Below are 18,714 nucleotides of genomic sequence, written 5' to 3'. Positions count from 1 at the left end.
CAGGGCAAAAGCCCAAAGGCCGTCGCCGGCAACAGCGACCGGGCTCCGCGCCGCAAAGACACCGCCTTCCGCGGGGTGGAGCAGCCCGGTAGCTCGTCAGGCTCATAACCTGAAGGTCGCAGGTTCAAATCCTGCCCCCGCAACCAAAATACCTGAAGAAAATCAACACTTCAGCAGAAAGCCCCGAGCCGCCAGGCCGGGGCTTTTTCGCGTTCGGGGACAAAATGGGGACAGTTGGCCCCAAGTCCCCACACAACGCCACTACGAATCTCAACATCGACGCATGCTCGAAGGCGAGCATGCTCGCATGCCGGACGGCTAGCGTGCCGTCGCGCGGTAGTGCTCCCACATCGCGCAGAACAACTCGCTCAGCTCCAAATCCTGCTCCGCCGCATAGGCCCGATACGCCCGCCTGATCTCGGGTGCGATCTTCAGCTGAAGCGGCACCTTCTCGCTTGCAGTAGGCTTGTGCAGGTTCCCAACCGGCTCCGGCTTCGCCGGTGGCGGCGGGAGCGCAGTTCGTTTGCTCGGCTTCGCCAGCTTTACCTTCACCTCACGCAACCTCCCTGCGCGAAACGAGGCTGGTCAAGCGATCCGCAATGTCTTGCGCGACCGCCTCAGCTTTCTCGTTCAGCGTTCTGTGAGCGCTCTCTGACGCGGCCAACCCGGCGTTCATGGCACGTTGATATCCAATTCTGTCGGGTAGCTCGTGCTGGGCCACGTCATATCCCGCCTGGACGAGGAAGCGCCGCGCATCTTCGAGGGCGTTCGCGCTCTCTCCGATGCGTGCCAGCACAAAAACCAGCTTGTCGCTCGAAATACCCTTCCGGACGAGTTCGTGGGCAAGCACGACCGCTGGCCGCAGATCATCGAGCGACAGGCCGGTCGGGATGACCACAAGATCGCAGACGCGCGCGATGTCCAGCGTCATCGCCGTCGCGTGCGGTGCTCCGTCGATGATCACGAGATCGAAGCGCTCCGCATCAGCGAGCGCTGGCTCAAGTCTGCCGAAGCTCTCGACACGGATCAGCGGGGCGATGCCGTTCTTCTGACGAATGCGCCCCCACTCGACGCAAGTGCCCTGTGAAACGTCGAGGTCGGCAATCTTCACGTCCCAGCCTTGCTGCGCAAATTCGCGCGCCACGAGCCGAGTCAACGTGCTCTTGCCAACGCCACCTTTCTGGGAAACGACCCCAATGATGTGTGCCACAAAATGACCTCCCATTACGCATGCCAGCATGCTCGCGTGCTGGCATGACCTTTAATCAACAGGGAATAATTCCACCTGCTCGGCTTGCCCCACGATGTGGGTTAGCCGCTTGCGGAATGCCTTGTTCTCGGTCTTTCCGATCAAGGCCCGTGCGGTAATCGCATGATAATTCTTGAATTCCTCGCTGGCCTTCCATGTCTCATGGGGATTGAGGATGTAGACATTTGCAGTGCCCATCTTGGCTATCGCCAGAGCGCCCTGTTCCGAGAGATACTTGACCTTCTTGTAGATGGTCTTTCGATGGAGGCCGAGCTCTTCCTCCAGGATCGCCATGCTGCATGCGAGAACATTGTCGTGCCCTGCGTTTTCCACGAGGAAAACCCAGACGCGCGCAGCTGTTGGATCTCCCTCCAGCAACCGCTTGATCCGGTTCCAGCCGGGCTTGTAGATCTTCGTGAAATGCGGCTTCTTTTCGGAAGCATCGCGGTTCGAGGTATAGTCGACTGCTAATTCCATGGGTTTGCCCCGGTTTTTTATTGTTTGCAGCTAATTTACATCAGTCTGTCCAAAAAACGGAAATAAAAACTCCGTAGAGGGAAATAAAATTCCCTGCTGGTAATCTGAATGCCACATATATGTGGCTTCTAGGGAGCCACATATATGTGGCCTCTAGGAGGCCACATTACATCCGCGGATTTCCTCGATTTCTAGCTTTCCCCTTCTTAGTCTTACATATGCCTTGGACTTATCCACAGGCCGGAGCCGCGAGCAGCAGCCCCAATACTGCAAGCGACGCGGCGATGTGGTCCTGTGGGTAAGTCCCACCTTTGTTGAGGCTGAAGCGGGTCGCCGAGCATCCCTATTCATCCCAAACACACGTCCGTCGCGTCCATTTCAGTCGGACGACTTTTGGCGGCACCCGGTCCCGTAAGGTTTTGAACGGGGTGTGGCAGAGCGACGCTGACGAAGACCGCTTGACGCGCCTCATGTCTGTGAGGGCGCAGGTAAGGGGTTTTGAAAGGGGTCATGGCGCGCTGAGAGCCTCCTCAGTTCATTCGTCGAAGCTCGGAGGGGTAGGTGGGCGCTTGGGACTCTCCGATGCACCAGACGGCCGCTCAGGCGGTTTGGGCGGAATGTCCTCGGGCTTGGGCTCCGCCTCGGGCGGCGTGTCGCCTTTTCGTGCCCGCATCCGCGCCTGAAGCGCTGCAAGCTCCGCCTGATACTCAGGGTCGTCCTTCAGGTCGGCATCGTCCTCGTCTGGCTCGAACTCCGGCGTCAAAGCGGGGCGCGGGGCGCGGTACACCGTGTCGCCGAACTCGCGCTTCTTCTGTTCCACCCATTCCTTCAGCTTCTCGTTCGCGAAATAGGGCGGGTACAGGTTGGCCCGGATCGACAGCCCGTCCTGAAAGATCACGCAGTCGTCGCGGAACTCCGGCCCCATCAGCTGCTGGGGCGAGGCCACCCAATCCTCGCCGCCCCAGATGTCCTTCCGTCGACCCAGCCGCTCTGCCACGTGTTCGGCGGTTCGGGTGTCGTTTGGGCGGAAGAAGATCTGGCCCCGACAGTTGGCGACGAGGCTGCGCCACTTCGGGTACACCTCTTCGAGCTGCGCCAGGTCCTGCGCAAAGAGCCAGAGCCGGATGCGGTAGCTACGCGTGATCGCCACCGCGTCCTCGATGATCCGCATGTAACCCAGCTGCGGCATCTCGTCGAAGACGAACATCATCGGCCAGTCGAGATATTCGGCGGGCAGGCTCTCATCCTCGGCATTGGCCGCGTCGATCACCTTGCGCACCCGGATCGCTTCGCTCAGGTGCTGGCCCAGCATCACACGCAGCACGCTGCGCATGGTGGCCATCTTCTCGGGCGGCACGATCAGGTAGACCGTGGCCGCGCTGCCGCGCGTCACCCCACCATCCTCGCGCTGGTGCCAGCCCGGCGCGCGGCCGGTCTTGGCGGCGAAGGTGACGCTGATATTGTCGCGGACAAGGATGTCCTCGACCGTCCAGCCCGGCGTCGTCGAGGAGGTGACGTTGGCCACGTCGTCCGACCGCCAGATCGCAAGCTGTGTGCGCAGCGTCGTCGAGATCGAGGCGCGCAAAGCCTCCGACTGCGTCTCCAGGATATTGCCCAGCTCCTTCAGGCGCTCGTCGTCAGACCCTTGCAGGTCTTCGACCATCGCCTCGAAATCCGCCTTGCTCGGCGTCAGCAGGCGACAGACCGCGCGCATGTTGCGCTGACCCTCAGGCCGCGTGCGGATGACATAGAAGATCAGCCCCGTCAGCAGGTCGCGCGCGGCCTCGTCCCAGAAGGGCTCCTTGCCCTGGGGAATGACCAGCAGTTCGGCCAGAAGCCGCGCATCGTCCCAGCCCGTCACCCGATCGAGCGGGTTGTAGCAGTCGGAATCGGCCACACCCGGCGCCCATTTGAACACCTGCCCGTAGAGGCTGCGACGCCACGCCGTGTGCTCGTAGTTCTCGCCCTTGGGGTCGATCACCACCGTCGGCCCTTCGTAATCCAGCAGCACCGGCAGGATCAGCCGCTGGCCCTTGCCCGCGCCCGTGGGGGCCACCGTCAACAGATGCCCTTCGCCCCGGAAGTAAAGCGGGAACTCCAGGTCCGGGCGATCCGGCACCGGCTGCTTGGCGATTTGCAGCGCGTCCATGGGGAACGTCGCGTTGCTCGAAATCACGATGCCCGCTTCCGCCATCTGATCGAAGGTGGCCCAGCGTTGCGCCTGGCCGACGTTGCGTAGCTTCTCGCGGGATTCGTCAGTAAGAAAGCGCATGCAGACGCGTAAATGCTTTCGCGCTTCCTCGATTTCACCATCTCTCAACTTGTAATGCAGGCTCTCAAAGAAGACCCTGTCAATGGCGGGGTCGGTTCCGATGATCATGTACGCCTCGGCCCATTCCGGCCCCATCGCATCCAGCCAGCGATCAATCCGGCGGTTGCGCTCAATCTCGCGCGGCGACGGTTCCTTCTCCCCTCCACCCCCGAACAGCTTCTTCCACACCATCGCCGCTCCCTCGCCGAATGCTCCCTTGAACAGTCATCCTGCCTATCGCCACGCTACCACCAAATTGCCAATGAATCCGCCGGAAATGCTTGGCCGGACGTGGCTTTGACGTTGGTTCTACGCGGCTTGGCTTCTGGCGGATGAAGCGGCGCGGGGTTGCCCGTCCAGCGCGCTGCCAACAGAGGGCAGCCAGTCGAAAAGCCCCACGCCCGATAGCGGCATGACGCAGTGCCCTTGGGCACGCCGAACGCGTCCGGTTGAGCTCCTCTCGCCCTTGTCCGATTCCGCGCTCCACAGGCCGTCCTCATTCGTGGCTGACCTGGCAGGGACGCCATGCGGCGCAACGGCGGTCGGGTAGTTTCTTCCCCTGCAGCTGAGGCCGCATTCCTCGCGGGCGCTGCGCTTCAAGAAACAGCCCGCCCGCCGTCTTCCGGTTCCCTCCAGCCCATGCGGGTGCGTCGTCCGGCTTGCCCCTGCCTCTCCGGTCGCCATCGGACGGCCGCGATAGGCGCGGCCTCCCAGACAAGGAGAGGACCCCATGACTACCGAACGCATCGACGTCTACACCCAGGTCACCAACAACATCATCGCCGCCATCGAGGCGGGCGCGGGCGACTGGCAGATGCCCTGGCACCGCAGCGGCGAGGGCCTGAACCGCCCCGTCAACATCGACACCGCCAAGGCCTATCGCGGCATCAACGTCGTCAGCCTCTGGGCCTCCGCCCAAGCCCGCGGCTTCACCACCGGCACCTGGGGCACCTATCGCCAATGGCAGGCCAATGGCTGCCAGGTCCGCAAGGGCGAGAAGTCGAGCCTTGTGGTCTTCTACAAGGAGTTCGACGTGGAAGAGCGGAACAACGACACCGGCGAGACCGAGCACGGCAAGCGCCTGATGGCCCGCGCAAGCTGGGTCTTCAATGCCGACCAGGTGGACGGCTACGAGACGCCCGCGCTCCCCGAGCCCAAGGACCCCGTCGCCACCGTCGCAGCCGCAGACCGGTTCATCACAGCCACCGGCGCGATCATCCGTCACGGCGGCAGCCGTGCCTTCTATCGTCCCTCCGACGACATCATCCAGATGCCCGAGCGCGAGCGCTTCCTTGGCACCGAAACCAGCACGGCGACCGAGAGCTACTACGCCACGCTCTTGCACGAACTGACCCACTGGACGGGCGAGACCCGCCGCTGTGACCGGCAATTCGGCAAGCGCTTCGGCGACGATGCCTACGCCATGGAAGAACTCGTGGCCGAGTTGGGCGCGGCGTTCCTGTGCGCCGACCTAGGCGTGACGCTTACCCCGCGTCCCGACCACGCCGCCTACATCGACAACTGGCTGAAGGTCCTCAAGGCCGACAAGAAGGCCATCTTCACCGCCGCCAGCCAAGCGGCCAAGGCCACCGACTTCCTCGCCGGGCTGCAAGCCGCCGAAGTCGAGGAGGCGGCCTGACGGCCGCCTCTACTCCCCGATACGACGCGCTGCCCTTGCTCAGTGATGTCGCCGCACGTCTCTCGGCGGAGTTTCTTTCATTGACGACCGACTGCCGTTACCCTTGCACTCGGGATTAAAGAGCAAGAAGGGGGGCAGCGATATGAAAGTGTGTCGCTTGAGTATCGCGAATTTTCGCGGGGTGAAGTCTGCGACCATACTGCTTCCAAAGCACGCAGTGCTCATTGGCGACAATAATACCGGAAAGACAACGCTCCTGGAGGCCCTCGACCTCGTGCTGGGGCCTGACCGTCTGAACCGGCAGCCCCCTATTGACGAGCACGACTTCTTCCAAGGCAAGTACCTTGCCAAAGCTGCTGATGCAGGTGGCGAAGCGGCAGAGGACGAGGGCGCAGACGCGCAGCCAGACGCGGTCCAGGCAGAGGCAGCAGGTGAAGATGGCGCGGGCGAGGCGGCGGCAATTGCGGCTGGCGCAGACGCGCCGCGCATTGAGATCGAAGTGGCCATTGCCGACCTGACCGAGGAACAGAAAGCCAAGTTCGGGGACTACACCGAGTTCTGGGATGCTGCGACGGACATCTTCTATGGCGAGGCCAATCCGGCAGGCGTCGATGCGGCGCATATCACCGAGGCGCTCCGCGTCACCTTTCACGGCTGGTACGACCCGGAGGAGGACGACTTCGAGGGTAAGACCTACTTCACCCGAAGCCTCACCGAGAGCGACACCCCCGTCCCGTTCTCCAAGAAGGACAAACAGGTCTGCGGCTTCCTGTACCTGCGTTCGCTGCGCACCGGCTCCCGCGCCCTGAGCCTCGAAAGGGGCAGCCTGCTGGACATCATCCTGCGCCTGAAAGAGGTCAGGCCGCAGATGTGGGAGGACACCATCACCACGCTTGCCGATTACTCGGTTGCCAGCGACCCTGAGCTTGGCATCTCAGGCGTGCTGGAGAGCATCAACACGGCGCTGAAGAAATACGTCCCGAAAGAGTGGGGGATCGAGCCTCACCTGAAGGTGTCCAATCTCACCCGAGAACATCTGCGGAAGGTCATCACCGCATTCATCGCCACGGGCGAAGGCAGCCATGCGGCGCCGTTCTATCGGCAGGGCACAGGCACCATCAACATGCTCGTGCTGGCCATGCTGTCCCAGATCGCCGAAGACAAGCAGAACGTCATCTTCGCGATGGAAGAGCCGGAAACCGCCATCCCGCCCTACGCCCAGAAGCGGATCGTCCACGAGATCCGCAAGCTGGCGTCGCAAACCATTTTCACCTCGCATTCGCCCTATGTCCTGGAGGAGTTCGCGCTCGACGAGACCGTCGTGTTGGGGCGGGATGACAAGGGCGTGCTCGCCAAGCGCGCCATTGCCTTGCCTGATAGCGTCAAGCCCAAACGCTACCGTCAGGAGTTCCGCACCCGCTTCTGCGAAGGCTTGCTCGCGCGTCGCATTCTGGTCGCCGAAGGGGTAACCGAGGCGGCGGCGTTTCCAGTGGTGTGCCGTCGGTTGTCGGAACTGAAGCCCGATACCTATTCCTCGCTGGAGGCGTTGGGCATCTGCACCATCGACGCCGGCAGCCAGAACAGTATCCCCGACATGGCCGAGCTCTACCGTGAGCTGGGCAAGCGCGTCTTCGCCATCTGCGACAAGCAAGACGCGGCGAATCAGGCGCTCATCGAGGCCCAGGTCGAGCTGCTGTTGATGCATGACGAGAAAGGCTTTGAGGACCTCGTCCTGAAGAACACGACCGAGGAAGCCCTCAAGCGGTTCGCCAAGCTCGTCGACTGGCCGCCGCACCTCACGGCCAAGTACCCCGACGTGGAGGCGTCGGCCTCTGACGCACTCAGGGACTACTTCGGCTGGACCAAGGCCAACTGGGGCATCGCCGACTTCCTCGCCCAATGTTCCGAGGCCGAGATACCTGCTTGGCTTCGTGAGGCATGTATCGCCGTCAAGGACACTTGTGCGCCCGCTCCCGCCGCCGCCGAAGGCGGCGAAGCGCCGATCGAGCCAGGGGCCGGTGCGGATGCAGCTAACTGAGAAGCAGCTTGAGATCATGGCAGCCGAAGGCCACCTCCTCGTCACGGGAGGGCCGGGCTCCGGCAAGACCACGGTTTCCATTCTCAAGGCCGCGCAGATTGCCGAGCAGCGTTTGCGGCCGGGGCAGAAGGTGCTGTTCCTCAGCTTCGCCCGCGCGACCGTCTCCCGTGTCGTCGAGGCCATCGAGTACGAACAGCAAATCCCCCGCGAGCAGAAGCGGCGGATCGACGTCGAAACCTACCACTCCTTTTTCTGGCGCATCCTAAAGGCGCACGGCTACCTGGTCGGCCTGCCGCGGCGCATCGACATTCTGACGCCGCCGACCGAAGCAATTGCCCTGTCGGACATCCGCAGCGGGTATGCCGCTGCGTCGAAGCTGACCGAGGCCCAGCAAATCGAAAAAGCGGCGGCAGAAGAGGCCGAGCGTTTACGGCTTGCCCGCGAAGACGGCAGGGTCTACTTCGATCTTTTTGCGCCGTATGTCCGGGACATCCTTCATGGCAGCGAGCGCATCAGAAGGCTGATGGCCACGATGTACCCCGTCATCATCCTCGACGAATTTCAGGATACCAACGCGGTGCAATGGCGTGTCATCCAGGCGCTCGGAGAGTTCACCACGCTTATTGCGCTCGCCGACCCTGAGCAGCGCATCTACGACTGGATTGGCGCCGATCCGGAGCGCCTTGACCATTTTAGGGCCGCATTTACGCCAGCGGAAGTGGACCTCAGCACCGACAACCATCGCAGCGCGGGCACCGACATCGGGGTCTTCGGCAATGACATCCTCAAGGGCAAGTTCCGCGAAGAGCCGTATGCGGGTGTGCAAATCTACGTCTATCCGCCCAATACCGATCAGGCGTTCTCCAAGCTTGTAACCACGACGTACAAGGCGCGGAAGCGACTTGTTGATGCTGGTATGAAGGAATGGTCGCTGGCCATCCTCGTGCCGACTAAGAAGATGACCCGGCTGGTATCAGACGCCTTCCGGTCGCCGCCGGGCGGGATGACCGAGATTCCGCATTCGGCGGTTATCGAATTGGAGGCGGCCATCCTCGGCACCGAGGTTATCGCTTTGCTCATGCAGCCGGATACCGATGGCTCTCACTTCGAGCGGTTCATCGCCCTGATACGCAACTATTTCCATGGCAAGGGCGGCGACACACCGACCAAAGGCGCTCTGAACGAGGCTGCCAATATCCAGAAAGCCTACGGCGAACACATTGCCTGCCTCGCCACGGGCAAAGCGCTCCGAAAGAACAGCATCCTGGTCGCCATGCTTGCCGTCTATGGCCAGGCACGAGATCTCGCGCTCACCGGTGATCCCGACAAGGACTGGCGAGCCATGCGGCGCCTTCTGGAGGATGGTGCCTGTCCACGGTTGAAAGAGATCGCTCAGGAGGTGCGGAACATCCGCGTATTGGAGCGGGGGACGCAGCTCCGCCAGGCGCTCTCTCAGGACTGGCGGGATACCGGCGCCTATCGCAACGCTCTGGCGATCATTCGGCAGGCGTTTGTCCAGGAGCACTTTTCTACCAACGCCAAACCCGAGACCGGTGTCGTTGTGATGAACATGCACAAGGCCAAGGGTAAGCAGTTCGATGAAGTGATTATCTTCGAGGGTTGGCCGATTAAGCGCAAAGGCCAGCCACCCTACAATGCCGACCGTATCGTGCGTTTCAATTCCCGAGACGAAATCGATGACCAGTCGCGACAGAATCTTCGGGTGAGCGTGACGCGGGGCAAGCGGTGTACGACGATCTTGACACCGGATGGCGACCCCTGCGTTCTGCTATTGGGGGATGATTAGGGGCAAGGCTTCCCCTGCCTGCAACCGTCAGATTGTGCCGACCCCGGCCGTCTAACGACTTAGAAAAGTTATTCTGAGCAGCAGCTTTTCCTCTTCAACAGGCCCTTGTAGTTCGGCAGGCAGGAGCAATGGAGCGCGCGCTCTATACCGATCAGGACAACAACGGCGTCGCCGTGCTCTTGCGGGATGCGCATCCGGCCTTCACGGAGGGCGAGATAGATGGCCTCGGCCATGTCAGCGTCGCCAAGGCTGCGCCGCGCCGCAGGATGTTGAAGCAGGTCGAGGGTCCAGCCCGGCTCTTCGCCGCCCATCCGGACGATGGCTTGGGCACGGCCTTTTCTCTCATCGATGACCGGACGGAAGTCTCGTCGGGCGGCCACGGCAATCGTGGCGGCTTCGCCGTCGTCGAGGGACGGCGTGCCCGAGGTGAGGGCGGCGAAAATCTCGTACTCGTCGTCCGTCATGGCGACGATGCCGATCTTCCCCTGGGCCACGAGACCGTGCAGGAACCCGTGGTCGCCATTCCTCCGGCCCGTTTCGGTGTCGAGTTCGTCCGCGACCACCTCAGGGACCACGATGGCGTTGGGAACCGCCATCAGTATCCGCTGGCCGAAGGTGCAGGCGTGGAGGTTGATCAGGACGCTCGTGTCGAGGACCAGCGGCCTCGATTCATCAGCCAGGGAGCTTGAGAAGGTCATCCGTCACGCTTTCCTCAAGCTCGATTTGGTCGATGAGCCCGCGCACCTCCACACGGCGCAGTTTCAAAAGCTCCGCCAGTTGGCCTTCCGACATCAGGCCACGTTTCCACGCGGCATGCGCCATCAGGCTCAAGCGGTGCGACACCGGTCGGTTGGCATCGTCCTTCGCCGGGTCAGGCCGCATCGCGGCCGTCCCGAGCACCTCGCGCGCCTGTTCGTCCTTGATGCCGCCGTTCCGCTTGAACCACTCCCACGTGCCCTTCCTGACGAGGTCCAGTTCCTCCAGCCGCCGGACAGCTGCCTCACGAGACAGATTGTGCTGGTGCGCCAGTAGGATGACATGGCGCCTGGTCAGCTTGTCCGCCCCGGCGGTCAATTGTCGGAAGCTCTCCTCGAAGCTCTTCCTCGGCGTCAGGAACGCGCGGCCGAAGGCGTTCGCATACCGCTCGTCCCGTGACAGGAATTGCTCGTTGTCTTCGAGCACTTCCGGCACACGGCGCGTGCCGAAAAAGTGGCCCACCTCATGGGCCGCCGACTGAATACGCCGCTCCAGCGGGTGATTGGCGTTCAGCAGAATGCAGGCCCCAACGGCATCGTCATAGGTGAACAGGCCCGCAACCCTCGACTTGGACGAAAGCCGGCGCTGATAGAGGCGTATCCCCAGATCGAGCTCGATGATCGAGAAAATGTCCGCGATTGGACCGGAGCCCAGCCCCAGCCAGTCGCGCAGCTCCTGAGCGTGTTTCTCCGCAAGCTCCAGAACATCCCCCTCGTTGATGCCGCGCTCAGGGGGATAGTGACGGCGGCGCTCGACGCCGAGCACGTTCTCCAGCTCCACCTCGGCTTTGACGAGGTCATTCAGTAACTGAATGGCTTCGAGCGTGTGATCGTCCTCGGTCTCCCGTAGTTTGCGGAAACGGGGGATCAGGTCCGTATGCACGGCCTCGCGCCGCAAGATCGCATTCACCGAGACCCCATAGTGACGCGCAAGGGCCTGAAGCTCTTGAATGCGGACCCGGCGCGTGCCCTTCTCGATGGAGACCAGCGTCGGCCGCGACATGCCGATAACCTGTGCGGCCTCATCCTGTCGGATATCGGCGTTCTCGCGAGCCAATCGGAGGCGGCGACCGATTTCTTGAGCGCTCAGTTCATTTAGATCGGCCATTGCGTCCTCCCTCCGTCCAGCTTCTCAGGAAGCTTTGTTCTCCTTGGGCGGCCATGAAGGCGCGCCATTCCTTCGCGTGAGCCACCAGCATGGTCCTCAACCTTCCCAGTGTTTGCGCCTCCGGCTCGCCCGTGGCCTGGGCGATCTCGAAGGCATGGCGTCTCAGACGCTCATCGGGCAGCGCTGCCATGTCCGCGAGCTGTTGCAGGTGCCGCGCGCCGACGCTGCCGTACTCGACCATCGTGCCGCTCAGGCGCACTTTTCCTTTCGGGAGCGCCATCGAAAACTCGGGCACGGTGAGGTCGGCGATGACATAGGTATCCGCAGGCTCCGTGATGCCCGCCGCATGCATGCTCATGCGACGGAGCAGGCAGGCGGCGCACAATCCGCACTGGCGAAGCCGCCCCCCAGTCTTTGCGTTCCACCGCTGCTGCCAGCACGACCGCGTCTCGAACAACTCGTCGACCGGCTCGTTTGTCGACCGGCGATACGCTTCGACCGTCTCGCCCTTTGTCGCCCAGAGACGCGGCTGTTCGTAGCGAACGGCGTGCCCCAGCACCGCCTTGATGAACTGTTCCATCTTCCGGAAGTACGTCGGGTGATTGCGATAATCCGCATAGACGTTGTGCAGTGGCAGTAGCACCGGTCCGAGCGCGCCTTGGCCGCTTTCAGGAACGACGATCCGCTCCAGCCCCGTCAGGTGCGCGGCGATGGCCGTGATCGCCGCGAACTTGAAGCCCCGAGAACGGACGCTGCTTTCGCGCGACGACGGCACATGAACCTTGAACGGGATCTGATCGAAAGGCTCATCGCCCTTCTTGAGGGCGTGCTTGTTCTTCGTCACCCGCACGCATACCGCCGCCCCGATGCCCCCGCACAGCTTCGCCACGCAGCGTGAATCCAGCCCGTCCGAGTAGGCGATGACGAACTGCCGATCGGTTCCGAAGCCAAGCGAGCGCTGGCGCGCGCCGACAATGGCCGCGCCCTCCCACTTCACGAAGGAAATCTCCCAGGCGTCCCCGGTCAGGTGGCGCAAGGCGCCGTGGAGCCGGTCCGCCACGTCCTTTCGGCGCCAAGTCTCAAGCTCCGATACCGGAACGGTTATGCGCAGGTTTCGCGACCACTTGCCGATGCGGCGTCCGCACCGGCGGTCCGCGTACTCGACCGCAGCGCTCACCACGAGCAGATCGTGGTGGATCGGCTTCCAGCCCTCGTAGTTGTAGGTGTCCAGCGCATCGGCCTCGAAGACGATGTCTTTGCCGATCTCGGCGGTATGGCAGTGCTTTTGGCCACGCCGATTGACCTTTCGGCCCTGTTCCACGACGTGCAAGGTCAAGCCGTAGGCACTTACTTCTGGTCGTTGGATCTTCACAAACCGGGTCCTTCATCTAGACCTTCTCTTTTTGCAGTCGCGGCTTTGAAGGCGTTCTTGTCGCCCTCTCGAATGGCCGCACACACGTCCCGACTGTTGACAGCGTCAAAGGCGTCGTTCGTTTTGCCGATCGCACGCTGGCAAGCCTCGCGGCTCATTTCGCCGGTATCGCGGAGCCGGATGCATTCCTCTTCGAAGCGGTTGCGTGCTTCGCCGACTTCTTCTTTGACAGCAGCGTCAAGCGCGCGGTCGAGGGCCTCTGCGGGACGAGCACCGTCGGCGATCCGATACAGCAACTCCTTCTCCAACGTGTCGAGGAAGGGGGTCTTTTCGTGCGCATCGAAGGTTTCTTCGATCTTTGCGCGCGGGTCGAAGTCCAACTGCGGTTGCTGCGTGTAGGCTTCCAACTCTTGCACCGCGGCGCAGTTTTCTTTGGTCGCCAGGTGCCGAACTAGGCCATCAGTTGCCAGCAGGCCGCATTCCGCCGTCGAGCTGGCGTCGTTCTGGACGGCATCAGCGAGCCGTTTCCAGCCGCTTCCCAGCTTCAGATTCCGGAACGGTCCATCGGTCATGGGAACCTCCTATGCCTGCACTATGCGCAGCAAAATCTGACAAAGTCAATAAAGGCATAAAAATATCTGACGCACATGGACACAAACCTTTGGGGGGAGGTCTCCCCCTCGCTTCAGCCTGCGAGCCGTCTTCCACTACCCCCTCTACAGGGCTGTGCCCCGTAACGCCCCCATCGCCGCCACATCGGGACCCGCGCTGACGCTGCCCGATGCGGCGGCAGCGGACGGCCCTTCGGGCCGGAGCTGATCCTGTGATCGCGCCTTGGCGCGATACCCTCTTCTGCCAGCTTATGCCGACCCCGTCGGGCTTGCCCAAGGTCGCCGTCCGGCCTGCCCGCTCCATTCGGGCGGCTGACGCCGCCCTCCCGTGTTGGCCGGATGCCCCCTGACGGGGCGGCTCCCTTGGAGCCCGTCGGATGTCGGCGCGCCGCCGCCAGGTTCAATCCAAGCACGTCCTCGCACTCCACCGTCTGTCGTCGCTCGCCGCTGGGCAGAGGGTAATGCGCGGGGCGTGGGTGTCCTTCGCAGCCTTGAACGACTGAACGGAGGACTTCGGCCATGAGCCAGACCAACATCACACCAGACCATCGCAGCGCTTTCGAGGCGCTGACCAGCGGCGGGTTTTCCAACTTCGCCCTGTTCTCCTGCTTCGCGGACGGCCAGCCCGCCGCCGCCATCTGCGCGGTGACCGAGCAGGCGGGCGAATACCTCATCCGCCCGCTTTTCGTGTCGGTGACCGACACGATGCGCCTGACCGACCATGATGGACGGAAGGCCGCGCAATGATGCCGCTTCTCACGGATTGCCAGCATGCGCGCATGCTGGCCAACGGTCGCGCCAATGCCGAACGCATGGCCGATGACGGCAACACCCAGGACTTCTGGCCCGTGGTGAAGCTGTTCTGCCCATGGGGAGCCGCGACGTGGCTTCTCTCGGAGATCGACCCCGAGGACGAGGACATCGCTTTTGGCCTTTGTGATTTGGGCATGGGTTGCCCTGAACTGGGCAGCGTGCGGCTCTCGGAACTTGCCGCCATTCGTGGCCCCGCTGGGCTGACCATCGAGCGTGACCTCCACTTCAAGCCGACCAAGAGCCTGACGGCCTACGCCGCCGAGGCGAACGAACACGGGCGCATCAGCGCCTGACACCCCGCGCCCGCGTCACGGCGCGGGCGCTCACCCCATCGAAAGGAACCGAACCCATGACCATCGAAACCATCCCCTTCTCGAAACTCGCCCCGACCGAGGGCGCGAACCCCCGCCGCAGCATGGACGCCGCCGCCATCGAGGGGCTTGCCGCCTCGATCAAGGCCGACGGCCTGTTGCAGAACCTTGTGGTGCGCCGCGACGGGCGGAAGTTCCGCATCGTCTCGGGCGAACGGCGCTGGCGCGCGCTCGCCCTGTTGGTGGAGCGCGGCGACATCGGGAAGGACTATCCTGTGCCTGTCGAGGTGCGCGCCGATCTGACCGAGGCCGACGCTTTGCGTCTGGCCACCGTCGAGAACATCCAGCGGGAGCAGCTTGCGCCCATGGACGAGGCCGAGGCGTTCGCCACCCTGTTGGGCGCGGGTGCCAGCCTTGAGGACGTGGCCGCGAAAGCGGGCGTGTCGGTCTTGACCGTCAAGCGCCGCGTGGCGCTGGCGAGCCTCACCGACGAGGTGAAGGCGCTTGTGCGGGAAGGAGAGATTTCCCTTGCCGCCGCCGAGGCGCTGACGCTGGGCAATGCCGAGCAGCAGCGCGCCGTCATCGAACGGCTGGACAGCGGCTATCGCTACGATGCCGACGACATCCGCGACTGGCTGACGGGCGAGAAGCCTGCCCTGTCCTTGGCGATCTTTCCGCTGGAACGCTACGAGGGCACGACCACGTCCGACCTGTTCGCCGACGAGGACGCGACCGTCTTCGACGATGCCGAGCAGTTCCTGCGGCTCCAGACCGAAGCCGTTGAGGCGCTGGCCGCGCACCACCGCGAGGCAGGTGCCGCCTTTGTGGACGTACTCACCGAGAACTACGCCGCATGGTGGCAGTATCGGGAGGCCGATGCCGAGCAGGGCGAGGCGGGCGGGGTGGTGATCCACTTCAAACCGTCAGGCCGTGTCGAGGTGCGGGAAGGACTGACGCGCCGCGAGGTGCGCCCGAGTGTGGCGGAAGAGACCGCCGACCATCCCGCCGCGCCCAAGGAGAAGCCCGAATACACGGGCGCGGTCATCCGCATGGTCGCCGCCCACAAGTCGCTCGCCGTCATGGCGGGGCTTCTGGCCAACCCCCGCAAGGCGCGGGAGGTGGCCGTGGTGACGATGCTGAACGCCTGTGACTGGACGGCGCGGGCGCGTCTCGATGCCCATCCCGCGCTGGGATATTTCGCGGGCGAGGACAGCCAGCCCGAAACCTATGCCAAGGTAGAAGGGGCGGCACAGGCGGTGGTGGAGGCGCTCGACATCGCCGGCACGCTCACCAGCCGCTATCCCGCGCCCGACCAAGGGGCATGGGAGACGCTCTTGCGCCCCCAGAAGGAGCCGCTCGCGCTTTACGAGGCCGTGACCGCCCTCGATGATGCCGCGCTCGATGCGCTGCATCTGCTTCTGACCACGCTGACCTTCGGTCAGGGCAACATGGACGCGCTCGATGATGGGGCGAGCCTGTTCAACCGCGTGGCCAGCGATCTCGGGGTGTCGATGCGGGATCATTGGTGCCCCGACGAGGCGTTCCTTACCCGCCGCCGCAAGGATCAGCTGGAGGCTATCGCCAAGGAGACGGGCGCGGTGACCCGCCTCGGGGCGCTGAAGGACTACAACAAGACGCAGCTGGCCGCTGCCCTTGCCCGTCACTTCGAGCGCTGCGCGGCCGATGACAAGCTGATCGCCGCCGACCTGAAGGCCCGCGCCAATGCGTGGCTGCCCGAGGCCATGCGCTTCCGCGGGGTCGCGGTGGAGGGCGGCGACATGGCCGAGGCCGAGGACGTGACCGAGATCGAGGCCGATGACGCAGTTGGCGACGGTTTCCCCACGCCCGCCGTCGCCGAGGACGTGCAGCCCGCCCACGCGGCCTGATCCGTCCTGCGAGGCCCGCCCGCCATGGGCGGGCTTCGTCCTTTCCTCATTTCGTCAATTCCTCATCCAACAGGTGTCCCATGCCCACCATCCTTGGCGCAATCGCGCTCTTTGTCCTCGCCGCCTACATCGCCCACGTCACGGGCAATCCGGAGAACTTCCTCTGGACGATCGTCGCCGTGCCCTTCGTCATTCCCGTCACAGCCATCGTGCTCTGGATCATCGGCAAGCTGCTGGCTGCGTTCCGTGGTCCGCCGCCGTCATCCTGACGGTCGGGGAGCCATCGCCATGCCGATCATCGTGACCCTCGCGTTCATCATCCTCGCCGCCTTCGTCAGCACCCGAACCGGCAGCGCCGACGCCTTCATCGCGGTGCTGGTCGTCGCGCCGCTGGCAGCCTTGGGGCTGTTCTACGTTCTGCTCATCCTCGGCTGGATTGTCAGGGCGATCCGAAGCGGGTCGAAGCCCAGCTGACCGAAGATCCCGTGTGCCGCATCGAGGGCGGTGCGGCCAAACACCGACCCACAACGCCGCCTCGCTCCCGTCAGGGGGCGGGGCGGTTTCTCGGTGCTCAAGTGACGCGATCTGGCCGGAAGCCGTGAGGGGACGGAGGCCGATTGGCCGCGTGTCGGGCGAAGTAGGCCGAGGTCGCCAGCGCGTCTTGCCTCTGTTTGGCGCGGATCAGCCGCCCAGCTGCGTCCTTTCCTCTCATGGCCACATCTGAGCCCGTCGCCCGTCCCCGCAACGGCGCGCGGTCAGTTTCTTCCCCTGACCTCCGGTCATTCCTCGCGAAACAAGAAACAGCCCGCTTGCCGTCTGCCGCTTCGCTTCGCCCTCCGGGTGCGGGTCCGGCCTTTGACGGTCTCCGTCATGGACCATGGAAAGGTCGCGATGGGCGCGACCGCCAGAACCAAACAGAGGAGACTTACATCATGGCAACCATCGGCACCTTCACCAAGACCGACAGCGGCTTCACCGGCACCATCCAGACCCTCGGCGTCAAGGCTACCAAGGTCGCGATCACCAGCGTCGAGAAAACCGCAGACGCCGCCCCCGACTTCCGCGTCAAGGCGGGCGCTGTCGAGATCGGCGCGGCCTGGCACCGCACCTCCAAGGGCGGCAACGAGTACATCTCGGTCAAGCTGGACGACCCGAGCTTCGCCGCCCCGATCTACGCCAACCTGGTCGAGCAGGACAAAGGCTTCGCCCTCATCTGGAGCCGCTGACGACCCCGCCGCCCGCCGACGAGGCGGGCGGCGTCGCCTTCCACCATTGCACCAAAAGGACTTTGATCATGACGACCACGATTGACACGACCCTGACCTTCGACGACTGGCGCGACGCCTACCGTCCGGCCCGCAACACCCTGCGCCCCGCTGCGCCGTTCGACGGGCTGATGTTCGAGACATTCGGCCCCGAACTCGACGCCGTCGCCGCCGCCGATCCGGCCTGCGTCTGGACCATCGTCGATGGCGAGGATGAGAGCCTCTGGCTTCTCTCCGGCTGCCACTTCGTCAACCGGCTGGGCTATTTCATCACAGAGCGCCCTTGGAACGGCATCGACCAACTGGAAATCCGCCTCGATTGAGGCGGATTTTCCACGCACATCCACTTCGGTCGGCCGCTACGGCGCCCGCGCCGATGGTAGAACACTTACCACCTCGTCCAGCTCCTTCCGCCACACCAGCACGGGCATCGACTGCGCCCCGTAGTGCCGCGCGAGATGCAAACGATGCATGCCGCCGGCGATGACGATCTCGCCCTGCCATGGACGGATCAACGGCGGCGTGACCGCCAGCCCCATTGCCCAACGATAGGCGAGCACGGCGGTCTTCGACCGATACCGTTCCGCCCACGGGTCTTCGTCGCGCCCGCTTCCGTGCTGGAGGGCACCGTGCAATTCGCCCACCGTCACCTCGACCACCGTCAGGGCCGCACCATCGACGGTGTCCGGCTTCTCGCCGTCGAGCGCCAGGTAGAAACGTGACGGGTCGAAATCCCAGACCGGCTTGAACGTCGCAGACCTGTTCGCGGCGTCCTTCGCCCAGCTCTCGGCCTCGCGACGCGTCGTCCACAACGCCACTTCGAACTCTTCGTCGAGCCGCCCGGCGTCAACGTCCATCGCCACCGTGGTTGGCAGCCCGCGCGCGATGAGGCGGTTCAGGTTCTCGATGTTGGTCATCCTCTGCATCCGATTCCGGCCGCGCTGAAGGCAGCAGCCCGTTCACCATAGCATCTCCCGGTCCGTTGCCCGCCCTTCGGAGAGTCCGCTTCCCTGGCGGACGACGCCTTGCCGTCCATGACCTGCCCGCGCCAGCGGGCGAGCCCGCCCGTGTT

19 protein-coding genes and 1 tRNA gene are annotated in these 18,714 nt (G+C 63.8%); 11 read left to right on the top strand and 9 right to left on the bottom strand.

Annotated features, from left to right (window positions below):
- The first annotated feature begins 69 nt into the window (after positions 1–69).
- Positions 70–146: transfer RNA gene (locus tag Q0C57_RS12345), tRNA-Met, on the top strand.
- A gap of 172 nt (positions 147–318) precedes the next feature.
- On the opposite strand, the gene Q0C57_RS12340 is transcribed toward Q0C57_RS12345, so the two are convergent.
- From Q0C57_RS12340 to Q0C57_RS12325, 4 genes are all read right to left on the bottom strand, one after another.
- Complete coding sequence (locus tag Q0C57_RS12340) at positions 319–552, bottom strand: hypothetical protein (RefSeq protein ID WP_296576726.1); 234 nt, start codon at positions 550–552, stop codon at positions 319–321.
- Position 553: 1 nt separating this feature from the next.
- Entirely contained in the window at positions 554–1,210 is a 657-nt protein-coding gene (locus Q0C57_RS12335; protein WP_296576725.1) for a ParA family protein, read from the bottom strand.
- Between the two features lie 51 nt (positions 1,211–1,261).
- A complete protein-coding gene (locus tag Q0C57_RS12330; protein WP_296576724.1) occupies positions 1,262–1,726 on the bottom strand; it encodes a replication/maintenance protein RepL in 465 nt (154 codons plus the stop codon).
- 535 nt (positions 1,727–2,261) lie between these two features.
- Entirely contained in the window at positions 2,262–4,229 is a 1,968-nt protein-coding gene (locus Q0C57_RS12325; RefSeq protein ID WP_296576723.1) for a type IV secretory system conjugative DNA transfer family protein, read from the bottom strand.
- Positions 4,230–4,767: 538 nt separating this feature from the next.
- Here Q0C57_RS12325 and Q0C57_RS12320 point away from each other — a divergent pair.
- The 3 genes from Q0C57_RS12320 to Q0C57_RS12310 all read left to right on the top strand — a co-directional run bounded on the left by Q0C57_RS12320 (position 4,768) and on the right by Q0C57_RS12310 (position 9,521).
- Positions 4,768–5,676 (top strand): zincin-like metallopeptidase domain-containing protein, encoded by a 909-nt coding sequence (locus Q0C57_RS12320; protein WP_296576722.1) that lies wholly within the window; start codon positions 4,768–4,770, stop codon positions 5,674–5,676.
- Between the two features lie 142 nt (positions 5,677–5,818).
- Complete coding sequence (locus Q0C57_RS12315) at positions 5,819–7,714, top strand: AAA family ATPase (RefSeq protein WP_296576721.1); 1,896 nt, start codon at positions 5,819–5,821, stop codon at positions 7,712–7,714.
- Positions 7,701–9,521, top strand: a complete 1,821-nt coding sequence (locus Q0C57_RS12310) for an ATP-dependent helicase (protein ID WP_296576720.1) — start codon at positions 7,701–7,703, stop codon at positions 9,519–9,521. Before Q0C57_RS12315 ends, Q0C57_RS12310 begins: the two co-directional genes overlap by 14 nt.
- A 68-nt stretch (positions 9,522–9,589) precedes the next feature.
- On the opposite strand, the gene Q0C57_RS12305 is transcribed toward Q0C57_RS12310, so the two are convergent.
- From Q0C57_RS12305 to Q0C57_RS12290, 4 genes are read right to left on the bottom strand one after another with little or no spacing between them, the layout of a single operon-like run.
- Positions 9,590–10,219, bottom strand: coding sequence for a DNA-binding protein (locus tag Q0C57_RS12305; RefSeq protein WP_296576719.1), 630 nt, complete (start codon positions 10,217–10,219; stop codon positions 9,590–9,592).
- On the bottom strand, positions 10,194–11,384 hold the full coding sequence (locus Q0C57_RS12300) for an XRE family transcriptional regulator (protein WP_296576718.1): 1,191 nt from the start codon (positions 11,382–11,384) through the stop codon (positions 10,194–10,196). Before Q0C57_RS12300 ends, Q0C57_RS12305 begins: the two co-directional genes overlap by 26 nt.
- The gene (locus Q0C57_RS12295) at positions 11,368–12,720 is read right to left on the bottom strand and encodes a 7-cyano-7-deazaguanine synthase (protein ID WP_296576717.1); all 1,353 of its coding nucleotides are present in this window, start codon (positions 12,718–12,720) and stop codon (positions 11,368–11,370) included. Before Q0C57_RS12295 ends, Q0C57_RS12300 begins: the two co-directional genes overlap by 17 nt.
- 32 nt (positions 12,721–12,752) lie before the next feature.
- Positions 12,753–13,328, bottom strand: coding sequence for a hypothetical protein (locus tag Q0C57_RS12290; RefSeq protein WP_296576716.1), 576 nt, complete (start codon positions 13,326–13,328; stop codon positions 12,753–12,755).
- A 558-nt stretch (positions 13,329–13,886) separates the two neighbouring features.
- Here Q0C57_RS12290 and Q0C57_RS12285 point away from each other — a divergent pair.
- From Q0C57_RS12285 to Q0C57_RS12255, 7 genes are all read left to right on the top strand, one after another.
- Positions 13,887–14,114, top strand: a complete 228-nt coding sequence (locus Q0C57_RS12285; RefSeq protein ID WP_296576715.1) for a hypothetical protein — start codon at positions 13,887–13,889, stop codon at positions 14,112–14,114.
- Positions 14,114–14,473 (top strand): DUF2958 domain-containing protein, encoded by a 360-nt coding sequence (locus Q0C57_RS12280; protein WP_296576730.1) that lies wholly within the window; start codon positions 14,114–14,116, stop codon positions 14,471–14,473. The genes Q0C57_RS12285 and Q0C57_RS12280 overlap by 1 nt, the downstream gene beginning before the upstream one ends.
- A 56-nt stretch (positions 14,474–14,529) precedes the next feature.
- Complete coding sequence (locus Q0C57_RS12275) at positions 14,530–16,377, top strand: ParB/RepB/Spo0J family partition protein (RefSeq protein WP_296576714.1); 1,848 nt, start codon at positions 14,530–14,532, stop codon at positions 16,375–16,377.
- An 80-nt stretch (positions 16,378–16,457) separates the two neighbouring features.
- On the top strand, positions 16,458–16,646 hold the full coding sequence (locus Q0C57_RS12270) for a hypothetical protein (protein ID WP_296576713.1): 189 nt from the start codon (positions 16,458–16,460) through the stop codon (positions 16,644–16,646).
- Positions 16,647–16,665: 19 nt separating this feature from the next.
- Positions 16,666–16,851: a hypothetical protein gene (locus Q0C57_RS12265; RefSeq protein ID WP_296576712.1), complete on the top strand. Its 186-nt coding sequence runs from the start codon at positions 16,666–16,668 to the stop codon at positions 16,849–16,851.
- 458 nt (positions 16,852–17,309) lie between these two features.
- On the top strand, positions 17,310–17,603 hold the full coding sequence (locus Q0C57_RS12260) for a DUF736 domain-containing protein (RefSeq protein ID WP_023433005.1): 294 nt from the start codon (positions 17,310–17,312) through the stop codon (positions 17,601–17,603).
- A 68-nt stretch (positions 17,604–17,671) separates the two neighbouring features.
- Positions 17,672–17,965, top strand: a complete 294-nt coding sequence (locus Q0C57_RS12255; RefSeq protein WP_296576711.1) for a hypothetical protein — start codon at positions 17,672–17,674, stop codon at positions 17,963–17,965.
- Between the two features lie 36 nt (positions 17,966–18,001).
- Here Q0C57_RS12255 and Q0C57_RS12250 read toward each other — a convergent pair whose 3' ends face one another.
- Complete coding sequence (locus Q0C57_RS12250; RefSeq protein WP_296576710.1) at positions 18,002–18,559, bottom strand: hypothetical protein; 558 nt, start codon at positions 18,557–18,559, stop codon at positions 18,002–18,004.
- Between the last annotated feature and the right edge of the window lie 155 nt (positions 18,560–18,714).

This window comes from Phreatobacter sp., assembly GCF_022843985.1.
Taxonomy (GTDB): Bacteria; Pseudomonadota; Alphaproteobacteria; order Rhizobiales; family Phreatobacteraceae; genus Phreatobacter.
Note: the sequence above shows the minus strand (reverse complement) of the source record. Positions and strands in the feature narration are given on the sequence as shown.